Here is a 26,220-nt window from a genome sequence, read left to right as displayed (position 1 = left end):
TGCTGAAAGGTGACGACGCCGAGCGCACCCTGGCGCTATGGCGACGTGGAGGGAAACGGGCTTTCACTCAGGGGCGAGTCCTCGTGGCCACGAGTCGATTTGGACAGTCAGCGCGTGGCATGCCGTGCGGTGGTTAAAAGGATTGCTGCTGCGGTGCGATAGCGGCTAGGTAGGATTCCCCTTCACCACCCCACCGGTGAAGCAACTCGGGCGGCGACCTATCGGGGGGACCGCCCGCCCTTGCTCCGTCATCTAGCTTGCTCCGTCATCTAGAGCGTCGCCGGCGAAACGTCTTCGTCGGCCATGGCGCGAACAAGATCAAGCACCTGACGACGGACGCGACTTCGACCGATCTTCGGGAACATTTCGGCCACCTCCAGGCGTTCGGGACTGTTCAGGACTCGGTGACGACGCGCTCGGCGGCGGCGCCAATCTCGTCGATCTCGTTGGTCATCGGGTCGGTCAGACCGTCGAACACCCGAGGGCTTTCGCACCGACGTCGAGCGTTTCCGCCTAGGCGCGCCTGGAGGCGATGGAGCCGGACTCATAGCTTTGTGGGCCCGTGTTTGGATCGAAGAGGCCTGCGAGCCCACGGCGCGCTTGGCCGCATCGAACAGATCAACCTGGTCCTCGATCGGATCGCGCTGGCCGAGAAGATCGGCGATTTGCTGCATCCATCTGGCCGCCTGCGTCTTGGCTTCCGACAGCTTCAGCGCGGAGGCCAGCTTCGAGTTAGCGGCGGCCTTCTCGTTCTGGTTCGGCCTCGCGAGCGGCTTCGATGGAATGTTGCGTATCGCCACCGCGCCGGCCGTGCCCACCGTCACCTCTCCGGCGGACGGTTCCTCGCGCGGCGTCTCGCAGAAGGGCGTTTCCGGGCCAGCAGCGCCGTCTGCGCGATTTCCGGCGGGGTGGTCAGCTTCACGGGCGTCGGAACCTGCCGGGTCAACGCCAACCAGGCCGGCGATTCGAACTATGGCGCGGCCACCCAGGTCCAGCAGTCGTTCAGCGTCGCCAAGGGCGACCAGATGATCACCTTCGCCGCGCTGGCCAATGTCGCGATCACGACTTCACCGCTGACCCTGAGCGCCACGGCCGGCTCCACCCTCGCCATCGCTTTCTCCAGCACCACGACCGGCGTCTGCACCGTCTCGGGCGCGACCTTGACGCTGGTGGCGCAAGGGACCTGCTCGATCGACGCCAACCAGGCGGGCGACGCCAACTGGAACGCCGCGCCGACCGTGAGCCGCGGCTTCACGGTCATGCCGGCCACCCTGGCGCTGTCGATTGGAGCGGTCGGGACGACCAAGGTCGGCGTCGCGTTCAGCCAGGCGAACACGGCGACCGGGGGCGTCGCGCCCTACCACTTCACGCTCAGCGCCGGCGCGCTGCCCGCCGGAACCAGCCTCGATGCGACGACCGGAACGGTCAGCGGCGCGCCGACCGCCGCCGGCGCGTTCAGCTACGCCGTCTCGTTGACGGACTCCAACAGCCCCGCCGGATCGGCGAACGGGACAACGGTCTCCGGAACCATCGCCAAGGGCTCTCAGACGCGGACCTTCACCTCGACCGCGCCGGGTTCCGCGAGCGTCGGCGCAGCCGCCTATACGGTCGCGGCGACGTCGAGCGCGGGCCTGACGCCGAGCTATTCCATCGCGGGCGGCGCCAGCGGCGTCTGCACGATCAGCGGCGCGACGCTCAGCTTCGTCGCCGTCGGCGACTGTGTCGTCGTCGCCAACCAGGCCGGCGACGCGAACTACGATCCGGCCACCGCCGTCAGCCAGACCATTACCGTGGCCGGCGCGCCCGTCGCCGCCCCGCTGACCGACGTCGTTGTTCCCTACAACAGCGGGTCTGGCCATCGATCTCAGCGCTAGCATCACCGGGCCGGAGCATAACGCGATCGCCGTCGCGACCGCGCCCGCCCATGGGACGACGACCATCGCCGGCGACGTGATCACCTACGTGCCGACCAACGGCTACTTCGGCGCGGACAGCTTCACCTATACCGCCAGCGGTCCTGGCGGCACGTCGTCTCCCGCGACGGCGCCCGCGACCGTGACGATCACGGTCACCGCGCGGCCCGATCCGTCGCTCGACCCGGCGGTGCGGGTCCTGTCCGACACCCAGGTGGAGGCCGCGCGGCGCTTCGCGCGCTCCCAGACCGCCAACTTCAAGGATCGCGCCCAGCAGCTTCACGGGGGCGGCGGCGCCAGCGACGGCATGGGGATCCGCCTGAGCCTGCGTGACGTCTTCGATCCCCATCATGACCGCGTGTTCGCCGCTCGCGACGATCAGTTCGGGCCCACGCCGCCGCCGGCGAGGGCGTGGGCCAACTACGCCTCCGCGTCGCCAAGCCACTGTGAGCCGCGGCGGACGGGCGGTCATTCGCGCCCACGCCCACGCCCAAGCCGCTGGGGCGCGGCGAAGAAGGGGGGGGGGGGAGCCGGTGTCGCCTAGGCGCCTGGCCGTTCGCGCGGCGGCTTCGGCGCCAAGGTCCACGTCCGCAGACGCCCTTGGTCTGCCTGTTCGCATCAGACGCTTCCGGCGTATCGCCACTCGATATGACAAGCTGGTTTCGACCTTCATGGGCTTGGTCACCCTCGCCGCCATCCAGGCATGTCTCGCCAGGAATTTCACACGATTGTCGCGAGCCGCTGGCATGGGGCCGCTTCATGTCCTTGCCTGCCTACGATCCTGGTGCGGCGCGCGGGCCGGACGGAGTCACGGGCGCCGAGCGTTTCGAGGCCCTGACCCGCCGCCTGCGCATGCCGCTGCTTCGCTACTTCCGGCGGCGCACGGGCTCCGCGCCCGACAGCGAGGAATTGGTCCAGGATCTGTTCCTGCGCCTGCTGCGCCGCCCCGGCCTGATGAGCTTGGAGAGCGTCGACGGGTACGTATTCGAGGCGGCCGCGAATCTTCTTCGTGACAAGGTCAAGCGGGAGCGGGCGCGACCGATGCTGAGCGCGCTGGACCTGGACCGAATCAACCTCGCCGATGATCTTCCCGGCGCCGAGGATATCGTTGGCGGGCGACAGAGCCTGGAACGCATCCAGACTGCTCTGAAGTCGTTGTCGCCGCGCGCGCGCACCATCGTCATCCTTCGTCGCTTCGAGGACATGAGCCACGCTCAAATCGCCGCCCGGCTGCAAATTTCGGTGAGCGCCGTCGAGAAGCATTTGGTGCGGTCGATGGCGGTGCTGCGCGACGCCTTGCGGGAGCCGCGCTGATGGCTGGTCTCACGCCCCGCGAAGACGAGGCCGCCCGCTGGTTCGCCAAGGCCGATCGGGGGCCGCTGTCGGGCGAGGACCGCAAGGCTTTTCTTGAATGGCTGGAAATGCCCGGTAACGCGGACGCCTACCAGGAGACCGCCGACGCTTGGTCGACCCTGGGCGCGGCCAGGGGCGCCGACAGCCTGATGGCCATGCGCGCGGCGGCGCTGCGCGCGGCGTCGGGCGTCAGCCGTCGGCGGGCGATCTTCGGCCTGGCCGGCGCGGCCGCGGCGGCCAGCGCGGGCGGGGCGGCGCTGATCATGGCCGGCGCGGCCGGCGCGACCATCCGCACCGGCGCCGGTGAGCGACTGACCGCGCCCCTGCCGGACGGTTCGAGCGTGACTCTGGCCCCGCTCACGATCGTTCGCATCCGGTACGACGACAAACGCCGACGCGTGCGTCTGGTCGAGGGGCAGGCCTATTTCGACATACGCTCGGCGCCGGGGCGGCCGTTCGAGGTCATCGTCGGCGACGAACGCGCGCAGGGCAGCGGCGGTCGCTTCCAGGTGACCAGGCAAGGCGAGACGGCGCAGATCCTGATCGAGGACGGGGCGCTCGACATCGCTGCGGCCGGACAAGCCAAGCCCCGAAGGCTGACGACGGGAGACCTGATGTCCGGGCCGGCCGGGGCCCAGCGCGTGGCGGCCGCCGACCTTGACGAACTCACCGCTTGGCGCGAGGGCCGGTTGGTGTTCAGCGACGCGTCGCTGGCGCAGGTCGCCGCGGCCTTCAACCGCTATTCCAGCGACCGGCTGTCCCTGGCCCAGGACGCCAGATTGGACGGCATCCGGATCTCGGGATCGTTCCGCTATGACGGGACCGGAGAGTTCGCCAACGCCCTCCGCGTGGGCTTCGGCCTGCATGTGCGCCAGATCGACGAGACGACCTGGGAAATCGGCGATTGACGGGGGCGGTCCCCCTTATGGTCGATGAAATTTTCACGACAAGGTGAGGCTTTCGACGACGGCGCAGTTCCTGGGAGTGATCGGTCTACGGGGGCCGGCGATTGCCTAGGAAAGCACGATGACGAACCGAATTTCCCACGCCGCCGGCCTTCGGCGCGGCCTCATGGCCTGCTGCGCCATCGCCGTCCTGAGCGCGGCCGCGCCGGCTCTGGCGCAGGAGGCCAGCGCGCCGCCAGCGGCTTTTTCCCTACAAGCCCAGCCGCTGGAACTGGCCCTGCCGGCCTTCGCCAAGCAAGCCGACGTGCAGGTGCTCTATGCGTCGAACCTGGTGAAGGGCAAGCGCGCCAACGCGGTGATCGGAACTCGCCCGCCGGCGGAGGCGCTGCGTGACCTCCTGGCGGGTTCGGGCCTGAAGGCGACGGCCACCGGACCGCGCACCTTCCTGATCTCGGTGCAGGAAAATCCGGTCGTCGCCGAACTTGAGGAAGTGATCGTCACGGCCCAGAAGCGTTCGGCGCGGATCGAGAACGTCCCGATCGCGGTGACCGTCGTCGAAGGCGGCGACGCCCAGCGTCGCGGGATCACCAACGTCGTCGATCTGGTCGACCAGGTCGCGGGCGTGTCGGTCAACTACGCCTTCGGCGGCACCAACTACGGTCTGATCAGCATCCGCGGCATCGGCGGCGCCGATGACTACAAGCCCAACGGCAACCCCTCGGTCGCCCTGCATGTCGATGGCGTCTACCAGACCTCGAACGCCTATCTGGGCATGCCGCTGTTCGACCTGGACCGCATCGAGGTGCTCAAGGGCCCGCAGGGCACGCTCTATGGCCGCAACACCACGGCCGGCGTCATCAACGCCATCACCCGAGGCCCGGGCGAGGCGCTCGAAGGATCCGGCCGCGTCGAATATGGCAGCTATGACTACACCGAGATGGAAGCCTCGGTCGGCGGACCGGTCAGCGACACCGTCGGCGTCCGCCTGGCCGTGCTGGCCCAAAACGGTGGTGGCTTCATGACCGGGGCGGGCGCGGGCCTGCTGGCTGGCTATCGCCCATCGGTCAAGGGCGTCGTCCAGACCCAGGCGCCGCCGCTGGTCGATCCGGGCCGCCGCAAAGGCTTTGGCGACAAGGACCTGTTCGCTGGCCGCGCCACCTTCGACTTCAAGATGGCGCCAGAGAGCGATCTCGTCGTGAAGCTGTTTGGCAGCCGCGACCGCGGTGACACCCGCCAGTACGACCGGATTTCGCGAGCCCAGGACGCCACGGTCGCCAACGCTGGCGAGAATGACGATCCCTACGAGTTCTATTCGGCGGGCTATCCGACCCAGCGCATCGACATATATGGCGGCTCGGCGAGCTTCAGCCACAAGGTCCGCGAGAACCTGAACTTCACCGCCATCGGCGGCTGGCAGGGCAGCAAGCGTTCGGTGCAGGGCAACGGCGATGGCTCGCCCTATCCGGCCTCGTATTTCGACGCCAACGAGAAGCTCAGCCAGTCGTCGCTGGAACTGCGCCTGGCCGACGACACGGGCGGCAAGCTGGACTGGATCGCCGGCGCCTTCTACGTGACCGACGACGTCAAGTTCAACACCAACTGGATCAGCTACTCGGCGCTGACCAACTACGACAACCTGCACCGCCAGGAACGCAACAGCTTCGCCCTGTTCGGCCAGGCCGACTACCACCTGCTCGAGCGCCTGCAGCTGTCGGCGGGTCTGCGCTACACGCGCGACAACGCTCACTATGTCGGCCGTAACGTCGACCACAATCCGTGGGGCATCAGCACCTTCACGACCACCTTCGCCACCACCAACCCGTTCGCATGGGACGAGAAGTTCGACGACGACAACGTCTCGGGCCGCCTGACCGTGAAGTACGACGTCACGTCGGCTCTGAACGTGTTCGTGTCGGCTGGCACAGGCTATCGCGGCGGCGGCTTCGACGGCACCTCGATCTTCACGGTGGCCGAGACCAAGCCCTTCGCTTCGGAGACCGTGCGCGCCTACGAGGCGGGCCTGCGCTGGACCACGCCGCGCCTGCGTCTGTCGCTGGACGCGTTCGACTATCGCTTCAGCGAACTGCAGGCCACGACGCGTCTGGCCAACGACACCAACGGCCGCGCCAATGTCGGCAAGGCCAGCAGCAAGGGCGTCGAGGTGGCGCTCAGCGCCCAGTTGCTGCGCACCGAGCGCCAGCAACTGACCTTCGACGTCAATGCGGCCTGGCTCGACACCGAGGTCCTGTCGTTCTCGTCCAACCGGGTGGCCGAGGTGCTGCAGACCGTTGGCGATCCGCTGCCGGGCGCGCCGGACTTTTCGGCCACCGCCAGCCTGAACCACAGCATCACGCTGAAGGCAGGCTGGTCGCTGCGCAGCCGCGTTGGCGTCACCCGCCACGGCGAGGAATCCAACCGCCTGAACGCCACGCCGGGCAACACGGCCAAGGCCTACACCCTGGTCAACGCCCGAGTGGACCTGTCCACCCCGTCGAACTGGACGCTCTACGCCTACGGTCGCAACATCACCGACGAGGTCTATTTCCCCGAGCTGAACGGCGCGGCCCGTCTGGTCGGCGCGCCGGCCACTTACGGGATTGGCGCGCGGTTCGACTTCTGATCGCGGGGCGATCCGGTCTCTCCGAGGCCGGATCGCCTCCACCTCGTGTTCTCTTGACTGGATATAGCGATGTCGCTGCTGACACGCCGCGCGATGATGGCGGCCTCGACCGGCCTTTTCCTGGCTCGCGCGACGGCAACGCAAGGACTGGAAATCCGCCGCGCCGCGCGCGCCGAGCCCTTCGGACTGGGCGTGGCCAGCGGCGATCCGTCGACCGACGGCTTCGTCCTTTGGACCCGGCTGAGCGCCGACGGCGCGCCCCTCGACGCCCCGGCCGTGCCCGTCGTCTACGAGGTCGCCGAGGACGAGGCCTTCCGCCGCATCGTGCGACGCGGCCGCCGCGCGGCGACGCCCGTCCTGGGCCATTCGCTGCACGTCGAGATCTCGGGCCTTCGGCCCGGCAGACCCTACTGGTATCGCTTCCACGCCCTGGGGGCGGTGAGCCCGGTCGGCCGCACCGCCACCGCGCCCGAGTACGCTGAACGGGCTCGGATCGCGGTCAGTTCGTGCCAGCACTTCGAGCTGGGCTGGTTCACCGCCTATCGCGACATGGTCGCCGCCCAGCCCGACCTGATCGTGCAGTTGGGCGACTATATCTACGAGAACAGCTACGCCCAGTTTCCGAAGGTTCGCCGCTTCGACACGCCCGAGCCCACGGACCTGGACGGTTATCGCCGCCGCCACGCGATCTACAAGTCCGATCCTGACTTGCGCGAAGCCCATCGCCTGGCGCCCTGGGTCGTGACCTGGGACGACCACGAGGTCGAGAATGACTATGCCGACCTGGCCAACTTGAAGGGGCTGGATCCGGCGGTCTTCGCGCGCCGGCGGGCGGCCGCCTACCAGGCCTATTTCGAGCACCTGCCGGTGCGACCCAGTCTGTGGGCGCGGCCGGGCCAGCCACGGCTGTATCGACGCCTGGCCTGGGGCGATCTGGTCAGCCTGCCGGTATTGGATGGGCGCCAGTATCGCTCGCCCCAGGCCTGCAATCCGCCAGGCCAGAGCGGCAACCGACCGCGCCGCGACTGCCCCGCTCTGACCGCGCCCGACCGCACCATGCTGGGCGCGGCCCAGGAGGCCTGGCTGGACCAGACGCTGAAGGGCGAACGTGGGCGCTGGACCCTGCTGGCCCAGCAAACGGTGCTCGCGCCGATCGAGACGCCGGAGGGCGTCATGTCTGACCAGTGGGATGGCTATGCCGCCGCGCGCGACCGCCTGATGCGCGGCATGACCCGCCCGTCGGTGCGCAACGCCGTGGTCCTGAGCGGCGACATCCATGCCTACATGATCAACGACCTGCGCGATGGCCCGCCTGGCGCGCCGCCGGTGGCGACGGAACTCGTGACCACCTGTCTGGCCGCCAGTCACGCGCCATCGGGGCGTTACGGCGACGTGCGCGCCCTGAACCCCGACGTGCGCTTCGCCGACATCGAACACTCGGGTTACACCCTGATCGAGGCGACCCCAGCGAGGTTGGACGTCGACCTTCGCGCCGTCGCCGACCAGGCCGACCCCACTGGCGCCGCTCAAAGCCTGGCGCGGTTCACGATCGAGGATCGGCGCCCGGGCGCGCGGACAACCGTGTAGCGTCGGCGGCTCATCCTCGCCATTGACCCCGGGCCGTGCGGCGCGCGCAGCAACTATCTGGACTACACCCTGACCTCGAAGCGGTTCGGTGGTTCGGGCACGCTGGAATACAGGCCCAACGACCAGTTGCGCGCCTCGCTCTATTACAGCCACTACACCCAGGACGACGACGAGACCCGTTACGGCCAGGTCGTGACGCCCGTCGGCGCGCCGCAGATTACGAGTCCGTCCACGGGCGGGGGTACCCAGGCGCGGGTCAAGTTCGTGATCTCCAAGCCGATCGACGTGGCCCAGGCCCGGGTGGCCTACGATTTCGGGCGCGGCAAGCTGGACGTGCGTGGCTCTTTCTCACAGGCCAAGTGGGATGAGCGCGGCCCGGGCGTCGCCTTCCTGACCGCGGCCACCGCACAGCTGGGCTACCGCTATGGCCTGGATGGCGTGCCGTCGATCAGCTTCCTCAATCCGGACTATCTGGCCAATCCGGGCAACTATCCGCTGACCACCTCCAACAGCGTCAACTTCAATGTCCGCGAGCGGGTCAAGGACGTCCAGGCCGACTACACGCTGGATCTCAATGACAGCTGGGCGATCACCCTGGGCGGCAAGTTCAAGGAGCCCGAAAACTCAATCGCCGCCTTCAAGCGTTGCATCGAGGTCGGCGTGGATGTGATCGAGACCGACGTCCAGCACACGTCCGACGGCGTCCTGGTGCTGATGCACGACCAGACCCTGGAGCGCACCACCAACGGCGTGGGCCGCGTCGATGAGCACACCCTGGCCGAGATCAAGAAGCTGCGCCTCAAACTGGGCAAAGGCGGCGACGGCGCGCCTCTCACCGGCGAAACCGTACCGACCTTCGAGGAGGCGCTAAAGGTCACCAACGGCAAAATCCTGGTCGATCTCGACGCCAAGGGCGTGGATCTCAAGCGCGTCTGGGCTGACTCACTGCCGTTGCTGGAGCGCCTGGGCATGCTGGACCAGATCACGCTGAAGATGACGGCGGGGCGCGACGACGCCCTGATGGAGCAGGTGCCGCTGCTCAAGCGGGTCAACTATCTGCAGCGCGTGACCAGCAGCGGCCCGCCGCTGGCCGAGATCGTGAAGACCCACGCCCAGTATAAGCCGGCGGCCTATACGGTGATCTTCACCAACCTCCCTTACTTGGAGGCCGGCGCGCCCTCAATCCGCGCGTCCGGCGCTCGGGCCTGGGCCGAACCTTTCTGGGGCGCGACCTGCGGTGGCTACAGCGACAAGCTGGCGCTCTATGACCCCGACGCCAATTGGGGGCGCCTTCTGCAGGCCGGCGCGACGATGTTCCTGACCGACCGCCCCGAAGAGTTGATCGTGTACCTCTACGGCAAAGGGCTGCGAGGGATTGGCCGGTAGCCAAAATTCAGAGCGCTCGGGGAGATGTCCTCCTTGGGCCTCGCGATCACGCTTGCCGATATTGTCAGCGCTTGTCCGTCAGAACAGGCGGAAGCTCGGCAGGCGTGATCGCGATCTGGGCTTGCGAAACCGATGGCGCGGACGTTGGCGTTGTGGGGGAGGGGCTTTTCTTCTTCGCCAGAGTCGAGAGCATCCGCAGGGGCCTCCAATCGCGCGATGAAGCCCGCGAGAGGCGATCTTTCATCGCCTAAGCGGTTGACGCTGCTCCAGCGATCAGGCGACTCCACGGCGAGCGGAGCAAGGACCCGGATCGCATGGTGTGGCTTTGACGAAGACGGGGCGGGACCAGGGGCGCTTGGCGCTCAATCTCAACGCGCGACGCGTGCTGTCGCTGATCCTGGAGCGGGGACCGATCTCCCGCGCCGAGGTGGCGCGGACCATCGACCTCAGCACGCCCAGTGTGTTCCGTATCTGCGACGCCCTGTTTGAACAGGAGTTGCTGGTCGCCGGAGGACCACGCGCGGCCGCCGGACCCGGGCAGCCAAGCCTGCCGCTCTCTGTGGCGCCCGACGCGGCGTTCAGCTTCGGCCTCAGCCTGACCACGGACACCATCACCATGGTGCTCGCGGACCTGACCGGTCAGGTGCGAGCGCGGCGCGTGATCGAAGGCGATGTCGCCGACCGGATCGCGACCACCCGGCGCGCGGCGACCGGTCTCGCCGAACTGCTGGCCGAGACCGGCGCCGATCCTGGCCGGGTGGTCGGGATCGGTTTCGCCGCGCCGGGCTATTTCGTCGGCCCCGGACCCGAGCTCAACCTCGCCGGCGGACTCGACGAATGGTCCCTGGTCGACCTCGAGAGCGAGCTGGGGGAGGCCTTCGGCTATGCCGTGCAGGTCGAGAACGAAGGCAACGCCGCGGCCATCGGCGAGAGCCTGTATGGCCATGGCGTCAACAACCGCTCGTTCGCCTATGTCTCCATCGGCTATGGCCTGGGCGGGGGACTGGTGTTCGATGGAGCGCCTCTGCGCGGCGCGCACGGCAATGCCGGGGAGCTGACCACCATCCTGCCGCAGGCGATGAGGGCGGACCGGCCCACGCTGTTGGGACTGCTCGACCACCTGCGCGCCAAAGGCCTGCCGCTGGCCGGCATCGGAGACCTCGTCGCGCGTTTCGACCCGGCCTGGCCGATCGACGAATGGCTGGAACGTTGCCGCGCGCCGCTGTCGCAGATCCTTTCGGCCGTCGCCGGGGTAGGGGACCCGGACCTCATCGTCATCGGCGGACTGGCGCCGCAGGCGCTGATCCGCCGCCTGATCGAGGTCGGCGAGCTGCACCTGGAGCGTCCGCGACGAGGGGTCGAGCGGCCGCTGCCGCGGATCCTGGCCTCGGCCCTGGGCGCCGACGCCATGGCCCTGGGCGCCGCGGCCCTTCCGTTCCGCGCCCATCTTTTCACGCCCTGGATCGCCTGACTGTCATTATTCTTTCTCAGAGAATAATTAAATATCCCTCCGTCAATCACGGGGGATCGCATGCGCACGCGCCTATCATCATCCACGCTGAGGCGAGGCCTGATGGCCTCCGCCGCCCTGGCCCTGGCCCTGGCTCTGCCGGCGACGCCCGCCCTGGCCCAGTCGTCCGACACGGTCGAGGCCGTGATCGTCACCGGCTACCGCGCCTCGGCGCGCGCGACGGTCGAGACCAAGCGGCGCGGCGACCAGATCCTGGATAGCGTCAGCCAGGACGATATCGCCCAGCTGCCTGATCTCAACATCGTCGAGGCGGTGCGGCGCGTGGCGGGCGTGTCGGTCAATTCCGGCGCCGATCCCACCAAGAACCGGGACCTCTACCAGCGGGCGACGATCCGGGGCCTGGATCCGCGCTACAACCTGACCACGGTCGACGGCGTGCAGATCGCCTCGGCCGACCAGACCTATCGCGGGGCGCGCCTCGATCTGCTGCCGGCGACGCTGGTCTCGCAGGTGCAGGTGATCAAGACGATCACGGCCGCCGACGATCCCCATGCGTTGGGCGGCCAGATCAATCTGGTCTCCAAGAGCGCCTTCGCGATCGGCCAGGATCGCTATTTCACCGGCGAGGCCTTCGTCGGCCGCAACTCGACGGCAGGCGAGCTGGTCTCCGACGAGACGCGCTCGGTCCGCGCCAACGCCACCTTCTCGGCCCTGCTCAGCCAGACGCTGGGCGTGGTGCTGGCGGCTGAGTACCAACGTCTTCCGTCCACCTCCAACGCCGAGATCTACGGCACGGAAGGAACCGCCTGGAGCTACATCACCCGCCAGGGGACACGCACGCCGTTCGCCAGCCTCTCGGCGACCGGCTTCCTGTCGCCGGTCGCGGCCCAGGGCTACCGCTTCGACAACATGCGCGAGCGCGCCAGCGTCAACGGCAAGCTGGAATGGCGGCCAAGCCCGCGCGCGGCCGTGACGGCCTCGGCCGGCTACTATTCCCTGAACGACGTCGAGAACCGTTACGAGTTCCTGACCCGGCCCAACCCCTCCGGCGCGGGCGGCACGCCCGACAACGCGGGGGCCAATCCGCCGGCCCTGGTCACGCCGACCGCCACGACCGGCAAGTTCTCGCTCGGCGACATCCAGCAGGGGATTTCGAACCAGCCCACCAAGCGCGGGACCTATCTGGTCAGCCTGAAAGGCGAGTTCGAACTGGCGCCCAAGATGAAGCTCTCGGCCTGGGTTTCGGACTCCGCCGCGCGCTATCGCGAACAATGGAACATGGTCAAGTACGACACTGCCCCGCGTCCCGGGGTGGCGTCGTCCAACGTCTTCGTCCCGCAATCGGGCTACAGCTACGTCATCACCGACGGCCGACCGCGGCTGACCTTCAACGACCCGGCGATCGTCAACGACCCGGCCAACTATCTCAACATGTACTGGCGCGACATCGACCGGAACCTCGACCAGCGGGTCGACTTCGGCAAGCTGGAGCTGGGTTACAATCGCGGCCCCGGCGACCTCGGCTTCAACGCGGCCTTGGGGGCGGCGGTCACGCGCACCAAGCAGAAGTGGGACATCATCTTCCGCGAACGCGTGCCCGCCACGGCCGCCGCACAGAAAGTGATCGGCGACCTGACCCTGGTGATGGAGCCCAAGCGGTTCGGCAATCTGGCCACGCCCGGCACGCCCTATTTCCTGGTCGACCTGAAAAAGGCCGAGGCGCGCTTCCGGACCATGACCGACCAGTTCGTCTATAGCGATCAGACGGCCACCAACTTCCAGGACGACTATGTCGACCGCGAGACCACCAAGGCCGCCTATGTCGAGGCCGGTTGGCGCGGCGAACGGTTCAACATCCTGGCGGGCCTGCGGGAGGACGACACTCGGGTGGGAGTCGACTCCTTCTCGGCCCCGACCACGACCGGCGCCACGGCCTATGTCCCGACCTCGCGCAAGGGCGGCTACGACTTCCTGCTGCCGTCCCTGATCGCCACCTACGACCTCACCTCGGCGTTCAAGCTGCGGGCGGGGGTCAGCAAGACCATCGGCCGGCCGGACTTCGCCCAGTACGCCGCCCGCACCACCTATTCGGTGGGGTCCGACGGCTCGCTGACGGTCAATACCGGCAATCCAGACCTGCGCCCGCGCCAGACGATCAACTACGACCTCTCGGCCGAGTGGTACCTGGGCCGCAACAGCCTCATCTCGGTGGCCGTGTTTGACAAGCGCCTGAAGGACGAGATCTTCACCGCGGGCCAGGACGGCCCGCCGACCGTCTTCCGCGGCGTCACCTACAATGCCGTGCGCATGCAGACGCCGCTGAACGCCGCCAAGGGGGCGGTCAAGGGCGTGGAGTTCAGTCTGGTGCAGGATCGCTTGCCGTTCCTCACCGGCCCGTTGAGCGGCTTTGGCCTGGCGGCGAACCTCACCTTGCTGGACGGCGGCTTTGACCTGGCCGCCAGCGCGGCGGGCGTGGCGGCCGGCGCCAAGCCGGTGCGGCGAACCTCGGGCCTGATGCAGCAGCCGGACTATATCGCCAACCTGACCCTCTTCTACGCCCGGGGCGGCTTCGACGCCCACGTGTCCTACAATCGCGTCGGCGACGCCGTACAGTCGGTCGACCAGGACGCGCCTTGGCGCGACCTCTATCAACGCGAGCGCCAGCAGGTGGACCTGCAGGCCCGCTACCGCCTGAGGTCCGGCGTCGACGTCGTGATCGAAGCCCAGAACCTTACCGCGCAGCCGTTCGTGGTCCGCCAGGGACTCGACAAGGACCTGCTCAACAATCAGTTCAATGTCGGCCGCACGGTGTGGATCGGCTTGAGCTGGCGTCCGGGAGCCAGCCGATGAAACCCCTGAAGACCGCGACGATGGGCGCGCTCGCCCTGGCCCTGGCCTTGGGCGGAGCGAATCCGGCCCACGCCTGGAGCGCGCACGCCCACCGGCTGATCGCTGAACTGGCTTACGAACGCCTGTCCCCCGCGGCGCGGGCGGAGTTGAACCGGCTGATCGCCAGCGGGGCGGCGACGCCGGTGGAGGGCTGCCCGCTGACCACGCTGGACGAGGCGGCGACCTGGTCCGACTGCGTGCGCAAACGCCCGACCTTCGCCTGGACGGCGCCGCATCACTACGACGCGCGGCCGGTGTGCGAGACGGTGCGCCAGCCGATCTGTCCCGAGGGCCTGTGCGCCACCGGGGCGATCAACCGCTACCAGGCCGAACTGGCCGATCGCCGGGGCTCGGACCGTCAGCGGCTCGAGGCGCTGGCCTTCCTGACCCACGCGATCGAGGATATTCACCAACCCCTTCACGCCGCGGACAACGGCGACCGGATCGGGGTCAAGCGGCCCGTGACCTATCTGGGACAGACCAGCTTCGTCGACGATGGCGTCTCCCACGAGGCCCAGTTGCACTGGGTCTGGGACGAGCCGATGGTCGAGGCCCTGCTGGCGCAGGACGGTGGGGCGGACGCAATCCGCGCCCTGGCCGCCCAGCCAGGCGGCTGGCGCACCGCCCCCGTCGAGCGCTGGTCGGAAGAGTCGTACGCGGTGGCCGTGACCTTCGTCTATCCCGGCCTTGGCGTTCCGCCGCGGTGCGTCGTTAGCCCCCCGGGTGAAAAGACGGTCGGGCCGCGCCTATCGGTCGACGCGGCCTATGTCGACGCCGCGCTGCCGATTATCCGCGAGCGGCTGGCGCGGGCGGTGGTGCGTCTGGCGGATCGTTGGGAGGTCGCGCTGGCGCCCGGCTCGGCCGCGGCGGAGGCCTCAAAAGTCGAGCGGCGTTGACATAGGTCCAGACTTGAGGCGCTCGCCGCGCGTTTTGTACGGGGGTCGCTAGGGCGCGACCCCCGTCTGCGGCGCTATCATGTGATGAATTGGCAGGAACGCCGCGCCAATGGCCGCGGCGCGCCCCTGAAGTCGCGAGGCGCGAATGGCGGGGACGGTCCGCGCGCCCAGTTTCTCGGCCCACGCCACCGAATTGAGCTTCTCCGCCAGGGGCGCCAGGACGCGCGCCGGCAAACTTCCCGACAGCACGATCGTGGCGGGGTCGAACCACCCGATACCGCTCAGAACCGCGAGTTCCAGTTGGCGCGCGGCGCGGTCAATCCACGCGTCCACGATCTCCGCGTGGCGGTCCAGCCGTGAGGCGAGATTGAACAGGTCGACCATCTCGTCCCCAGCCGCCTGGAGCGCCTCGACCAAGTCCACGGCCGAGGGGCGTGGCTGATCGAGCGGATAGAAGATTCCGATCTCGCCCGCATTGCCGAATTCGCCCGTGAAGAGTCGCCCCTGGGCGATGCATCCGCCGCCGACGCCATGGCCGAGAAAGAGCGCCAACATCGAGGAGCCCTTCGCGCCGCCGAGATCATAATATTCGGCGATCGCGGCGGCGTTGGCGTCGTTCTCGATCCATGTCGGGCCGCCGAGCGCCTCGCCGAGGACGCGCGAAAGATCTCTGTCCCGCCACGATCGCATCCGTTCGACCGTGTGACGCCTCGCCTGGGGGCCCAGCGCGAAGCCGGGAATGCTGACGCCGAAGCCAAGGCACCGCGAGTGCCTTAGGCGCAGGGGCGCGATGATCGCATCCACTTCGCGCGCGAGCATCTCGGCGAAGGATTCCGGCTCGCCCTCGTCCCAGCGCAAGCTCTTCTGCGCGAGCGGTTCTCCGGCGAAATCGACAATGCAGACGTCGATCCAGCCAGGATGGGTCGCCGCGCCGACCGCATAGGCGCCGTCGGGCCGAAGATGCAGGGGCAGGGACGGTCTGCCGCGAGCGCCGGCCTGGGCTTCGGCTTCCCGAACCAGGCCCAGCGAAATCAGTTCGCGAGACAGGCGGGTCACCACCCCATTGTTGATGTCGAGAAGGCGTGACAGTTCGATGCGCGACCGCGGCGCGTCGCCTCGAAGCAATCGAAGCAGGCGCTTGTGATCTTCGGCGAGTTGGATCTCCGGACGCGGATGCACGCAAACTCCTGAGCGCAGGCTGAGCTCTAGCCCTAGCTTCGCCCGCGCCTATCGCAAAAGGCTTTTTCTGCAACAATTTCATAAACCCCTCGGGTCCGTGGTCTGGGAGGTTCATATTTTTCTGCAGTAATAAATTAAAGCGTCACATTGGACGTATAGGCACCCGCTTAACGAGGGTCGGTCCTGACTCTAGCGAGGGGTGAGCTGTTATGAAGGCGTGGCTTTACGTGGGATGTTGTTTGGCCGCGCTGGCGAGCGCGCAGGCCGCTCAAGCGCAGTCGCCGCAGCCCCAACCCGTTCCGAACGGCGAGTCCGACGCCGCTGCCGTCCGGGTGTCGGAAGTGGTCGTGACCGGCTATCGCGCGAGCATCGCGGCGGCGAGAGACACGAAACGGGACGCGACGGCTGTCGTCGACGCCATCGTGGCCGAGGACATCGCCGCGTTCCCCCAGTCGAACTTGTCCGAGGCCGTTCAGCGGATCTCCGGCGTGCAGATCCGGCGCGACTATGCGGGCGCGGTCGGCAATGAGATCAGCATCCGGGGTCTTGGACCGGAATACACCCAGGTGACGATCAACGGTCAGGCTGCTCCCACGAACGGCGCCGACCGGACCTTCAACTTCAACATCCTGCCGGCCGACCTGTTCCGGAAGGTCGAGGTCTACAAGTCCCCGACCGCCGATATCGACGAAGGCGGCGTCGGCGGCACGGTCGCGCTGGAGACCATTCGCCCGCTGGATCTGAAGAAGCGGCTGCTCGCCGTATCGGGCGGCGGGCACTACAACGAGATCACCGACAAGCTCAATCCGCGTGGGTCGCTGGTGGCCGGCGGGCAAGTCACGCCGACGCTGGGCATGGTCGGCGCCCTCTCGTTCGACAAGTTCGCCGCGGCCTCGGAATCCTACGACGCGGTGCGGTGGGCGCGCACCTCGCTCGACGTGAACGGCGACAAGGTCAACGACTACACGAATGTCTTCGTGATGTATCCGCGCCTCATTCACGAAGAGCAGGACGTGCGCCGGATCGCCGCCAGCGGTCGCGTCGAATGGAAGCCGACGGACAAGGTCTCCATCCTGGCCGATGGCCTCTACAGCAATTTCCGGCAGGACTATCGGCGCTACAGCCCGATCTGGAACTTCCCCGCCGGCAAGGCGGTCCAGGCCGTTGATGTCGATACCGCCGCCGGCGTGGTCGACTCAATTTCCTTCGGATCGGTGCTGCTGCGCTCGGAGAACCACGGGACGCTCAACCAGACCAACCTGTACCAAGGCTCGCTGACCGGAGAGTATCGGTTCGACCATTGGAAGCTGAAGGCGTTCGTCACCAAGAGCCGCAGCAAGCAGGACTCCGAGGAGTTCGTCTATTTCGGCGACAACACCGCGCCCGCCGCCTACGACGTGCGAAAGGACCGGGACTACTACACGATCACCACGCCGACCGACATCGCCAGCCCCGGCCAGTACCTGACCTCCGAAGCGCGGCATAATCTGGTCAACACGCGGGACGAGGACTTTTCGACCGGCTTCGAGTTCAAGGGCGCGGTCCTGCCGGCCGTCGAGCTCAAGGTCGGCGCGAAATATCGCGATCGCGAAAGGACGCGTCAGCGCTATGCCGTCACCCGCACCAAGATCAACGAGCCGTTCTCGCTGATCAGCGACGTGCTGACCGGCTTCCTGGACGACGAGCCGGGCGCGGCCAGCGGTCCGCATGCCTTCGCCATCGCCGATTTCGACAAGGGCTATGACCTCTACGGCAAGACCCTCGACATCTCGAAGGGCTCGGATCTGGCCAGCTATTTCGACGTCGAGGAAAAGACCTTGGCCGGCTATGGCGCGGCGACCTACAAGCGCGGCGCCCTGATGGGCAATCTCGGCTTACGCGTCGTGCGCACCGCGCTGGCGTCCAGCGGCGTCGAGATCGACAAGGTGGCGGGCGCGCGGACGCCGCGCGCCGTCAAGTCCGACTATACCGACGCCCTCCCGAGCCTGAACCTGCGTTACAAAGCCGCCGATGGGCTGTTCGTCCGCGCCTCGGCCGCGCGCGTGCTGACGCGTCCGTCGCTCAGCAATCTGGCGGCCTATCGTGTGATCGACGACAACGCCCTGACCATCACCGCCAGCAATCCGGACCTCAAGCCCTTCCGCGCCAACCAGTTCGACCTCACCGCCGAATGGTATTTCGCGAAGGCCGGGCTGCTGTCGGCGGGCTATTTCTACAAGGACATCGAGTCGTTCATCGCGACCAGGACCACGCCCGCGACGTATGAGGGCAAGACCTATCGGCTGACCCAGCCGGTCAATGGCAACCGGGCCAAGATCCAGGGCGTCGAAGTCAATTATCAGCAGCCCTTCACGTTCCTGCCGGGACTGCTGCGCCACACCGGCGTCATCGCCAACTACACCTATACCGACAGCAGCTTCAAGGACACGATCAGTGGCACGGCGCTCACCTATGAACTGCCGGAAAACTCCAAAACCAGCTACAATCTGATCGGCTATTACGAAGACGCCAAATTCAGCGCGCGCCTGGCCTACAACTTCCGGAGCCAATTCCTTCGGGAAGCGCCGAACGCGCAGGACGGCCTGAAATATCGCAGCGGCTACGGCCAGGCCGACTTCGCCGCGCGCTACAAGGCGCGGCGCGGGATCACCCTGACCCTGGACGCGCTCAACCTTTTCAAGGCCCACACCGACGAATGGGTCTATCAGCCCACCTTGACGGACGGCCGCTTCACGACGGGGCGCACGGTGCAGTTCGGCCTTCGCGCCGCCCTCGGAGCCAACTGATGACCAGGCAATCGACTGGGATCCGCTCGCTGGCGCTGCTGGTGGCCTTGGGATTGGCGCTGACCGGCTGCGCGACTTCGCGAGACACCTCGCTGGTCGCCAACACGCGGATGCTGCGCAATCCGACCGCGCCGGGCGTGCTGGTCGCCTCGCACCGCGCCTGCTGGAAATCGGCGTCCGAGAACTCCCTGGAGGGCATCCGCGCCTGCATCGCGCATGGCGTCGACATCATCGAGATCGACGTGCGGGCCACGTCGGACGGACGGCTCGTCCTCTTGCACGATGCCACGCTCGACCGCACCACGGATGGTCACGGCAAGCTGTCGGCGACGACGTTCGACGATGTCCGCAAGCTACGGCTCAAGCCGGCCGGCGGCGGTCGCGACATGACCACCCTGACGGATCGCCAGGTGCCGACGCTGGAGGAGGCGCTGGCCGTCGCCAAGGGTCGTATACTGATTAACATGGACGCCAAGGATCCCGTCCAGGAGCGCATCTTCGACGCGGTGAAGCGCGCCGGCATGGCCCATCAGGTGATCATGAAGACGGGCGATGCGCCCGATGCGGCCAATCTCGTGGCTAGCCGCTACGCGACCCAGTCGATGTTCATGCCCGTGATCTTCGCGTGCGCCGCCAGCACCAAGAGCGGGGATCCCTGCGCCAAGGCGCTCGATCCGGTTCTTGCGGCCTATGGGCGCTATCGCCCGATCGGCTACGAGCTGAACTTCGGCGACCCCGCGTTCATCGCCAGCGACGCGTTCTCGGTCGCCCGGATCCGCGGTCGCTTGTGGGTCAATTCCCTGAAGCCTCAACAGGCCGGGGGCGTATCCGACGCCACGGCGCTCTCCGATCCGGACGGCGTGTGGGGCGCGCTCATCGCGCAAGGCTTCACGATCATCCAGACCGATCATCCCGAAGCCTTGCTCGCCTATCTGCGACGACGGGGTCTCCATCGGTGACGGTGCGCTCCCGTTGGACACGGCCGCGGTCTGAAGTCGTGTTTCCGACCCCTGGCTGGCGCCCGTGATCGGCCGAAGGCGCACGTCGCCCAGGGACGCATCAGAAGAGGCGCGGGCCGTCCACGATCCTGAGCGCGGTGGGCGCGATAGCGTCTGCGTACATGGCCATACCGAAGACCTGCAAACCCAGGCTCCAGGGATAGTCGCCGAGATGGACCTGGGCCGAGCTATAGCCATGCGCGATCAGGTCGTCGAAGCAGCGCGCGGCTTCCTCGCACTCCCAATCGGGCCGCAGCCTGCTCGGTTCCAGCGCTGCGGGGTCCACCGCCAGGATGATCCAGGCCTCGGCGCCATTGGTGCCAAAGCCCTGCTCGGCGTAGCGGATGGCCATGCCGAGCTGGCTCGTCAGGTGCACCACATCTTCCTTGAGGCGGCGCGAGGATCTTGCGGGCAGTAACCCCCGGGCCTGAATGGATGCAAGGTTCCGCGCCGGCGAGGCGTGATAGAGAACCCCCGCGCGCTCCGTTGAAAACGCTCCAGGCGTACGCGGTGCTTCGACGACATTCGTCATGGATCTTCTCCCGTTACGGGCCACGGTGAGCGGCCGGTTACGTCGCTCGCCGCGGCTCAGTACCGCCAGCTCAGCTCCAGCATTGCGCGGTCGTTGGCCCGGTATCGTCCCCAGAAGGAGCCTGGCCGTCCGTCGATGACCTCGCCGGCCAGGCCGATGGTCAGGGCGTCGGCCAGCCGTCTTTGCCAGGCCAGCTTTGCGTAGCGACCATGGTCCTCGACGTTCCAGACGGCCGTGAACTCCAGAAGCGAGCGCTGGTCTGAGCGAGGATCGTAGCTGGCCTTGACCATCACGCTGCGTTCCAGCACGCGCCGAAAATCTGGCCAGCCCAACCCGTCCACCGCGCCCGCGCGGCGCGTGCCACCCGCGTATTGGGCGATCACGTACAGGGTGTCGCCATCGCTCAGCCAGTCGCCGACCTCCTTGTCGAGACTCGCGACGTACTGAACGAAGCTCCCATCGGGCTGGCGGTAGCGCGCGATCTCGAGTCTCGCGATCTGACCATCGGCGACTTCCCGCGCCGCCGTGATCGCCGCAGCGCGCAGGGGGCGATAGATCGGCTGCAACGACGGGCCTGGCGCGAGCTCGAGCGCGGGCGCGATACTGTGTCCGCGATAAAGCACCGCGCTCCAGTCGGTTCGCCGCCAGTTGCCGGCCGCGCGCAGGGCGTATTGCTGCTGTTGGCTGCGTCGCGGCGGAGCCATCGAGACCCCGGAGGGAAGGGGCAGCCAGTCGCCCTCGGGCAGATAGGACGGCTCCTGCCTTGGCAGCCACACGGCCTCCAGGCTGGTCTCGCCGCCATAGCGGACGCTGACCGCCGGCGCGGCCAGCTTGCGCACCCGGGTGATGTCCGACCAATCGCGCGGACTGACGAGATCGGCGGGGCTGATGGTGTCGGTCTGACTCCAGTCGAACACCTGCTTTCCGACCCTCACCAGCCATTCGTCGTGCGCGAAGCCGAGATAGGCTCGCTGCAAGCTGATCACAGGCGGGCGGCCCTGGTTGTCCCACAGCGCTGCGGGGCCCGTGTTTCGAGGGCGGCGGAGCAGCAGTTCGGGCTCGAGCTTCCAGTCCACGCCTTCGGCCAGGGCGCCCGTCGCTTCATGCGTCCAGCGCAGTTCCGTCGGCCCGCCGGCGCCGGCGGCTTGCCAGTAGGTGACGCCGCCATGCTGCTCGCCCGCCCGCGCCAGAGGGGCCGCGAACACCGTGAGCAGCCCGGCCAGAAAAGCGCTAGTCGCGGCGCGCACTGTCGGTCTCCGTCATCGACGCCTGAGAGAAGACCCGATCGCTCAGCGGCGCGTTGAGGACGCGTTTGCGCACGGTCAGCACCGTCTGGCCGCCATCACGCTGGCGAACGACGATGCGGTCGGCGCGCCAGCGCCCTTGGGCGGTTTGGTTCAGGTCCTCGAAGCTGAGCGTCTTGAGGGGCTGGGATCGGTCGTCGAAATAGGCGATCCGCTGCGGAACGCCCTGGGCGTTCAGCGTGATGTCGCGACGGCTGTATCCGCTGGTCACGCCAGCCTTGGGCGTGGCGCTGATCACCGCGCCGGCCGGACCGCGGCTGACATAGCGGTAGTCGAACAGGGCGGTCTGTTCGCCGATGAGCTGCTTGTTGTCCTCGAAGGTGAAGGCGGTGTCGGCGAAGTAGCGGGTCTCGCGATTTCCGGCGACCTTGCGCGCGCTTGTCCACGACGGCAGCCGCAGCCAGATCTGGTCGGGCGCGCTGACATTGCGCTCGATCAGCAGGGCCAGCCCAAGATCGGCGATCGGCTCGACGAACTTGACCGATACGCGCTGGCCCTGGTCGCCAAAGCGGATGCGCCGCCACAGCAGTTTGGTCGGCAAGGCTTGGCCCGCCTGGCTCACCCGGACCTCGATCAACTCCTGTTCGGTCTGGACGCTGGATTGATAGAGCTGCCAGGCGTGGGCCACCGCGCTTCTGGCGTCCAGCTCGGCGGACTGGGCGTGGACGGCGACCAAGGCCAGCGTCATCGCGACGAATAGGCGCTTCATGCTTGTTCCCCTGCAAAGACGGGATTGGGTGTGGGGTCTCGGCTGCACAGGGCCAGCAGCGCTGGCATCAGCAGCAGGGCGCCGAGCGCGCAGGTGGCCAGCATGATCAGCATGATCACGCCCAGGCGCTGGATCGGCAGAAATGGCGACAGCATCAGGAAGCTGAAGCAGATCGCGTTGAGGGCCGCGTCGGTCAGGGTGACGTGGCCGCGCTCGGCCAGCGCGTAGCGCAGGGCCTGGCGACGATCGCGCCCCTCCGCCAGGGCCGTCCGGTAGTCCTCGATCAGATAGAGATCAAAATCGATCGCCGCGTTGATGCCCAGCGCCGTGGCGCAGGCGGTGGCTTGGTCGAGCGGAATGTGGAAGACGGCCATGACCAGCACGATCGCGGCGTAGGCGAACAGGAAGGGCACGGTCATGGCGCACGCCGTCGCCCAGGGACGCAGCCGCGTTCTTCCAGGAGAATTCCGCCGCCAGGCCAGCCACAGGCCGCAGCACAGGATCACCAGCGGGAACGACACCAGGACGTTCAGCGGCTTGCCTTCGCTGATGTAGAGGTCGGTCTGGTGGTAGGTGTGCAGCGGGCCATAAGGCGTCAGGCGCAGGTCGGGGAACTCGCGCGCGGCCAGCGCCTCGGCTTGGGCGGCGAAGTGGCGAAGGCTGTTCGAGTTGTCGGCCGGGTGCGAAAGATAGAGGGCAAGGCCTGCGTCCGTCCAAAGGAACCGGGCCAGCGCCGGCTGCTCCAGGTCCCAGCGGATCTGCTGCAGGCGGTCGTGCGCCTGCTGGGCCGAGACGGGCATCTTCGCCCGCGCGTCCCCGTCTTCCTGGGCGCCGATATAGGCCAGGGTGTCCAGCACCGAGTTGGCGCCGCGGGCTTCCGGCAGGGCGGCCAGCCGGGCCTGCAGCGCCCAGGCCCGATGCAGGAACTCGGGCTGCTCGACGGCGGGGCCGACGCCCGGCGTCGCGGGCGTGATCAGGTAGGACAGTCGGCCAAAGCCGGCATGACCCGGGGCGTTGAGGATATCGCGGCCCCGGTCGACGATGGTGTGGGGCAGGTAGTCGATCGGCTTTTCCTGGACCAGCACCCATTTGTCCGGCGCGCGCCAGTCGTGCAGCACCACGACGCCGGCGGCGCCCACGGCGGCCGCGCAGACCAGCAGCGAGGCGAGCGCCGCGCCGCCGGGCAGGCGCGTGTCCAGGGCGACGATGAGCCGGTAGCAGCCTTGCGGCAGCAGGTGGATCGCCCGATCCCAGGCGCGCATCGCCAGGCCCGGCGCTCGGGCTTGCGTCCGGGCCGGTTCTCCGCCGAACGTGATCTGCAGCGCCGGCAACAGCAGGCCGACCAGGATGCGCTGGTAGACGATGCCGATCGCCGACAGCACGCCCACCTCCATGATCCCGCGAATGCCGATCTGGGGGAGCGTCACGAAGTTCAGCAGGGCGACCAGGGCCGCGACGTTCAGCGACATGCTGTGACGTTCGACTTGCGCCCACAGGGCCGTCGGCGCGGCGTCGGGTTGCTGGCGGCGCAGCGCGTTGAAGCGTTCCAGGCTTCGGGTGTTGAACGAAATCCCCGCCACGATCATCGCCGACAGGACCAGCAGGAAGTAGACGCGCTCGGCCAGCGGCTCGCCGAAGAAATCGAGGCCAAGGGCGCTCGCCAGCGGGATCGACCCGCGCACGAGAATGAAGGACGCCAGGATGCAGGCCGAGCTATAGAGCGCCTGCTTGAGCGACTTCAGGGCCAGAAGCGCGGCCAAGGTCGCCACGATCAGCCCGATGGTGGAATAGAACAGCACGTTCGACATCAGGGCGAAGTGCATCAGGCCCCGACCGACCGACCAGCCGCCCAGCGAGACGTTGCGGTACTCAGGGGCCGGCTTGATATCGCCCTTGAACAGCAGCCATTCGGCATAGGTCACGGGCCGTTGCTCAAGGTACTCGGCGACCTGCCGTACGAGGTCCAGTTCGTTGGTCTTCTCCGGCGTGAACAGCAGGATCTGGGCGTAGCGAAAGTCCTTGCCGACCAGCAGGCCAGACGCATTCGGGTCGGCGGACACGCTCTTGCGCCACTGCGCCATGGACATCGGCAGTCGAACCTGGCCGCTCGCGTCCAGCCAGGCCGGATCGAGATGCGGTTGGCTGGAGATTTCGCCGGCGCTGGCCTGATAGGCGTAGCTGTCCGACGCCAGGCTCCAGACCACGGCTTGCGGGAACCGCGCCCGCAGGTCCTGCGTCATGCGGACGATCTGCGTCATGCCCGCCTCGTCCAGGCCCTGCGGGAAGGACAGCACGAAGCTCATCGGGTCGCCTTGGCGCAGGCCCGGGACGCGATCGACCTGCTGCTGGCTGCGATAGTAGGGGTTCTGCTGGTCGAGCAGCGCGTCCTGCACGATGCCGGCGGCCGGAACGCGCAGGTTGAACCAGACGAAGACCGCCAGGACGACGGCGCTAAGCGCCAAAATGGCGATCGCGCGACGGCGCGAGGAGATCAGCATCACGCCGCCCTCCGTTCCGAACGCGGGCCAAGGGAACGGGTCTCGGTCGCCAGGGTCAGGTCGAAGTCGCGGACCGGTTCGCCAAAGCAATGTGGCTCGGCCACAGTTACGCCGACCGATCGAAAGGCCTCGCCAAGCACCGACATGTTCGCGTCGTTGACGTCGAACCAGTCCTCCTTGAGGCGGAGGTACTGCTGCTCGCGATAGATCGCGTGGTGCAGGGTCAGGGCCTCGGCGAAGCAGCCGAACACCGTGCGGTGCGCCAGTTTCAGCATTCCGGAGGACAGTCCGCCGAGCACAAAGCTCAGGAGCGGCGAGTAGGCGTTGCCCGCGTCCTGGCGCACGACCCAGGGGCGGCAGGCGGCGAACGTCGTCTCATCGAGATTGGCTGGCTCGGCCACATCGACGACCAAGAGCTTTCGACCCTCCTGACGAAGGGACGCCACCGCCGCGTCGTCGAGCTTGGCGCCGACGCTGTGGGTGCAGGCGATGACCGCGTCGACCTTGCCGACCTTGAGCACATCGTCGTGCAAGGCGACGGCCGGAAACTGTTTGCCAAACTCGTCGAGCAAGGCGCGCGTGACGCCAAAGCCCGCCACGCGATAGCCCTTCGCCAGCAGATAGCGCGTAACTTCGCCGCCGAGAATGCCGTAGGGGCCGATCACCAGCACGCGGGCGCCGTGAGCAAGGCCCGCCGCGTCCAGGGCCCTCTGCACGTCATGGCAAAGCAGCAAGGCCGTGCCGTTGTCGCCGATGGTGAACAGCATGTCGGGAAAGGCGGCCTTGAGGGCAGCGCCGTCGCGTCCGAACAGCCGCTTGGTCGAGGCGGCCAGCAGAACGACCCTGGCGCCGCGCGCCTGCGACCAGGCGACCGCGTCCATGAAGAGCCCGCGCGCGCGCAGTCGCCCTTGGCGGGTCATCAGCTCGGCGGCGGTGACGTCCAGACCGCGTATCCGTCCCGCGACGCCGTTCAGGTAGATCCGAGCGCCGTCGCCATGTCCGCTCCGCGGCCGAAGCGCGCCCCAGAACAGGTGGCGCTCGGCCTCGTCGCGGACATTGGTGATGATGGCCACGTCAATGGCCGGGCGGCCGGTGAGATAGCGCCAGTGGCCGCGCCAGTCCGCCAAGTGGCTGAGGGCGCGCCATAGCGCGACACGGGTGGCTGCAAACATGATGTGCCCTGCGTTTCGCGCC

The 26,220-nt window shown here is 67.7% G+C and carries 18 protein-coding genes and 3 pseudogenes; 13 read left to right on the top strand and 8 right to left on the bottom strand.

The genetic code is table 11. The features are described 5' to 3' along the window. Positions 1-269: 269 nt before the first annotated feature. Positions 270-818 carry a hypothetical protein gene (locus AC1RJ9_RS21045; protein WP_492839835.1) on the bottom strand — a complete coding sequence of 183 codons (549 nt, stop codon included), beginning with the start codon at positions 816-818 and terminating at the stop codon, positions 270-272. A 90-nt stretch (positions 819-908) separates the two neighbouring features. Here AC1RJ9_RS21045 and AC1RJ9_RS21040 point away from each other — a divergent pair, with 90 nt between their 5' ends. The 3 genes and pseudogenes from AC1RJ9_RS21040 to AC1RJ9_RS21030 form a co-directional block, all read left to right on the top strand. Beyond that, positions 909-1,874 carry a putative Ig domain-containing protein gene (locus tag AC1RJ9_RS21040; RefSeq protein ID WP_492839836.1) on the top strand — a complete coding sequence of 322 codons (966 nt, stop codon included), beginning with the start codon at positions 909-911 and terminating at the stop codon, positions 1,872-1,874. After that, a pseudogene (locus AC1RJ9_RS21035) lies at positions 1,831-2,007 on the top strand (Ig-like domain-containing protein); the annotation flags it as partial. The gene AC1RJ9_RS21040 and the pseudogene AC1RJ9_RS21035, both read left to right, overlap by 44 nt. A gap of 388 nt (positions 2,008-2,395) precedes the next feature. Further along, positions 2,396-2,533 (top strand): annotated as a pseudogene (locus tag AC1RJ9_RS21030) (IS5/IS1182 family transposase); the annotation flags it as partial. On the opposite strand, the pseudogene AC1RJ9_RS21025 reads toward AC1RJ9_RS21030, so the two are convergent. After that, positions 2,527-2,610: pseudogene (locus AC1RJ9_RS21025) on the bottom strand (hypothetical protein); the annotation flags it as partial. The pseudogenes AC1RJ9_RS21030 and AC1RJ9_RS21025 overlap by 7 nt on opposite strands. A 62-nt stretch (positions 2,611-2,672) precedes the next feature. On the opposite strand from AC1RJ9_RS21025, the gene AC1RJ9_RS21020 reads away from it, so the two are divergent. The 8 genes from AC1RJ9_RS21020 (at position 2,673) to AC1RJ9_RS20985 (ending at position 15,020) form a co-directional block, all read left to right on the top strand. After that, positions 2,673-3,227, top strand: a complete 555-nt coding sequence (locus tag AC1RJ9_RS21020; RefSeq protein ID WP_492839837.1) for an RNA polymerase sigma factor — start codon at positions 2,673-2,675, stop codon at positions 3,225-3,227. Continuing rightward, positions 3,227-4,174: a FecR family protein gene (locus AC1RJ9_RS21015; RefSeq protein ID WP_492839838.1), complete on the top strand. Its 948-nt coding sequence runs from the start codon at positions 3,227-3,229 to the stop codon at positions 4,172-4,174. Before AC1RJ9_RS21020 ends, AC1RJ9_RS21015 begins: the two co-directional genes overlap by 1 nt. A 118-nt stretch (positions 4,175-4,292) precedes the next feature. Next, positions 4,293-6,791, top strand: a complete 2,499-nt coding sequence (locus tag AC1RJ9_RS21010; RefSeq protein ID WP_492839839.1) for a TonB-dependent receptor — start codon at positions 4,293-4,295, stop codon at positions 6,789-6,791. Positions 6,792-6,860: 69 nt separating this feature from the next. Further along, a complete protein-coding gene (locus AC1RJ9_RS21005) occupies positions 6,861-8,378 on the top strand; it encodes an alkaline phosphatase D family protein (protein ID WP_492839840.1) in 1,518 nt (505 codons plus the stop codon). 126 nt (positions 8,379-8,504) lie between these two features. Continuing rightward, a complete protein-coding gene (locus AC1RJ9_RS21000) occupies positions 8,505-9,764 on the top strand; it encodes a glycerophosphodiester phosphodiesterase family protein (RefSeq protein ID WP_492839841.1) in 1,260 nt (419 codons plus the stop codon). A gap of 355 nt (positions 9,765-10,119) precedes the next feature. Continuing rightward, entirely contained in the window at positions 10,120-11,235 is a 1,116-nt protein-coding gene (locus tag AC1RJ9_RS20995) for an ROK family transcriptional regulator (protein WP_492839842.1), read from the top strand. 102 nt (positions 11,236-11,337) lie between these two features. After that, positions 11,338-14,085 (top strand): TonB-dependent receptor, encoded by a 2,748-nt coding sequence (locus tag AC1RJ9_RS20990; RefSeq protein ID WP_492839843.1) that lies wholly within the window; start codon positions 11,338-11,340, stop codon positions 14,083-14,085. Next, on the top strand, positions 14,082-15,020 hold the full coding sequence (locus tag AC1RJ9_RS20985; RefSeq protein ID WP_492839844.1) for a S1/P1 nuclease: 939 nt from the start codon (positions 14,082-14,084) through the stop codon (positions 15,018-15,020). Before AC1RJ9_RS20990 ends, AC1RJ9_RS20985 begins: the two co-directional genes overlap by 4 nt. Positions 15,021-15,068: 48 nt before the next feature. On the opposite strand, the gene AC1RJ9_RS20980 is transcribed toward AC1RJ9_RS20985, so the two are convergent. Beyond that, on the bottom strand, positions 15,069-16,079 hold the full coding sequence (locus AC1RJ9_RS20980) for an ROK family protein (protein WP_492839845.1): 1,011 nt from the start codon (positions 16,077-16,079) through the stop codon (positions 15,069-15,071). A gap of 359 nt (positions 16,080-16,438) precedes the next feature. Here AC1RJ9_RS20980 and AC1RJ9_RS20975 point away from each other — a divergent pair, with 359 nt between their 5' ends. Both AC1RJ9_RS20975 and AC1RJ9_RS20970 read left to right on the top strand, forming a co-directional pair. Then, positions 16,439-18,985 carry a TonB-dependent receptor gene (locus tag AC1RJ9_RS20975; protein ID WP_492839846.1) on the top strand — a complete coding sequence of 849 codons (2,547 nt, stop codon included), beginning with the start codon at positions 16,439-16,441 and terminating at the stop codon, positions 18,983-18,985. After that, positions 18,985-19,944, top strand: a complete 960-nt coding sequence (locus tag AC1RJ9_RS20970) for a glycerophosphodiester phosphodiesterase family protein (RefSeq protein ID WP_492839847.1) — start codon at positions 18,985-18,987, stop codon at positions 19,942-19,944. Before AC1RJ9_RS20975 ends, AC1RJ9_RS20970 begins: the two co-directional genes overlap by 1 nt. Positions 19,945-20,044: 100 nt before the next feature. Here AC1RJ9_RS20970 and AC1RJ9_RS20965 read toward each other — a convergent pair whose 3' ends face one another. Genes AC1RJ9_RS20965 through AC1RJ9_RS20945 form a run of 5 tightly spaced genes read right to left on the bottom strand, consistent with a single transcriptional unit; the run spans position 20,045 to position 26,198 of the window. Then, complete coding sequence (locus AC1RJ9_RS20965; protein ID WP_492839848.1) at positions 20,045-20,515, bottom strand: hypothetical protein; 471 nt, start codon at positions 20,513-20,515, stop codon at positions 20,045-20,047. 56 nt (positions 20,516-20,571) lie between these two features. Then, positions 20,572-21,762: a hypothetical protein gene (locus AC1RJ9_RS20960; RefSeq protein ID WP_492839849.1), complete on the bottom strand. Its 1,191-nt coding sequence runs from the start codon at positions 21,760-21,762 to the stop codon at positions 20,572-20,574. Then, the gene (locus tag AC1RJ9_RS20955; RefSeq protein WP_492839850.1) at positions 21,746-22,528 is read right to left on the bottom strand and encodes an outer membrane lipoprotein-sorting protein; all 783 of its coding nucleotides are present in this window, start codon (positions 22,526-22,528) and stop codon (positions 21,746-21,748) included. Before AC1RJ9_RS20955 ends, AC1RJ9_RS20960 begins: the two co-directional genes overlap by 17 nt. Continuing rightward, positions 22,525-25,026 carry an MMPL family transporter gene (locus tag AC1RJ9_RS20950; protein WP_492839851.1) on the bottom strand — a complete coding sequence of 834 codons (2,502 nt, stop codon included), beginning with the start codon at positions 25,024-25,026 and terminating at the stop codon, positions 22,525-22,527. The genes AC1RJ9_RS20955 and AC1RJ9_RS20950 overlap by 4 nt, the downstream gene beginning before the upstream one ends. After that, complete coding sequence (locus AC1RJ9_RS20945; protein ID WP_492839852.1) at positions 25,026-26,198, bottom strand: Rossmann-fold NAD(P)-binding domain-containing protein; 1,173 nt, start codon at positions 26,196-26,198, stop codon at positions 25,026-25,028. The genes AC1RJ9_RS20950 and AC1RJ9_RS20945 overlap by 1 nt, the downstream gene beginning before the upstream one ends. Between the last annotated feature and the right edge of the window lie 22 nt (positions 26,199-26,220).

This window comes from Caulobacter sp. GW822-FHT07D08, from assembly GCF_058798735.1.
The sequence above is the reverse complement of the archived record's forward strand: the minus strand, read 5'-3'. Positions and strand labels throughout refer to the sequence as shown.

Excerpts from the sequence above, each read along its gene's own strand:
- AC1RJ9_RS20985 (WP_492839844.1), top strand. The coding sequence starts at position 14,082 with ATGAAACCCCTGAAGACCGCGACGATGGGCGCGCTCGCCCTGGCCCTG.
- AC1RJ9_RS20970 (WP_492839847.1), top strand. The coding sequence starts at position 18,985 with ATGACCAGGCAATCGACTGGGATCCGCTCGCTGGCGCTGCTGGTGGCC.
- AC1RJ9_RS21015 (WP_492839838.1), top strand. The coding sequence starts at position 3,227 with ATGGCTGGTCTCACGCCCCGCGAAGACGAGGCCGCCCGCTGGTTCGCC.
- AC1RJ9_RS20955 (WP_492839850.1), bottom strand. The coding sequence starts at position 22,528 with ATGAAGCGCCTATTCGTCGCGATGACGCTGGCCTTGGTCGCCGTCCAC.
- AC1RJ9_RS20950 (WP_492839851.1), bottom strand. The coding sequence starts at position 25,026 with ATGCTGATCTCCTCGCGCCGTCGCGCGATCGCCATTTTGGCGCTTAGC.
- AC1RJ9_RS21010 (WP_492839839.1), top strand. The coding sequence starts at position 4,293 with ATGACGAACCGAATTTCCCACGCCGCCGGCCTTCGGCGCGGCCTCATG.
- AC1RJ9_RS21020 (WP_492839837.1), top strand. The coding sequence starts at position 2,673 with ATGTCCTTGCCTGCCTACGATCCTGGTGCGGCGCGCGGGCCGGACGGA.
- AC1RJ9_RS20990 (WP_492839843.1), top strand. The coding sequence starts at position 11,338 with ATGGCCTCCGCCGCCCTGGCCCTGGCCCTGGCTCTGCCGGCGACGCCC.
- AC1RJ9_RS21005 (WP_492839840.1), top strand. The coding sequence starts at position 6,861 with ATGTCGCTGCTGACACGCCGCGCGATGATGGCGGCCTCGACCGGCCTT.
- AC1RJ9_RS20945 (WP_492839852.1), bottom strand. The coding sequence starts at position 26,198 with ATGTTTGCAGCCACCCGTGTCGCGCTATGGCGCGCCCTCAGCCACTTG.
- AC1RJ9_RS20965 (WP_492839848.1), bottom strand. The coding sequence starts at position 20,515 with ATGACGAATGTCGTCGAAGCACCGCGTACGCCTGGAGCGTTTTCAACG.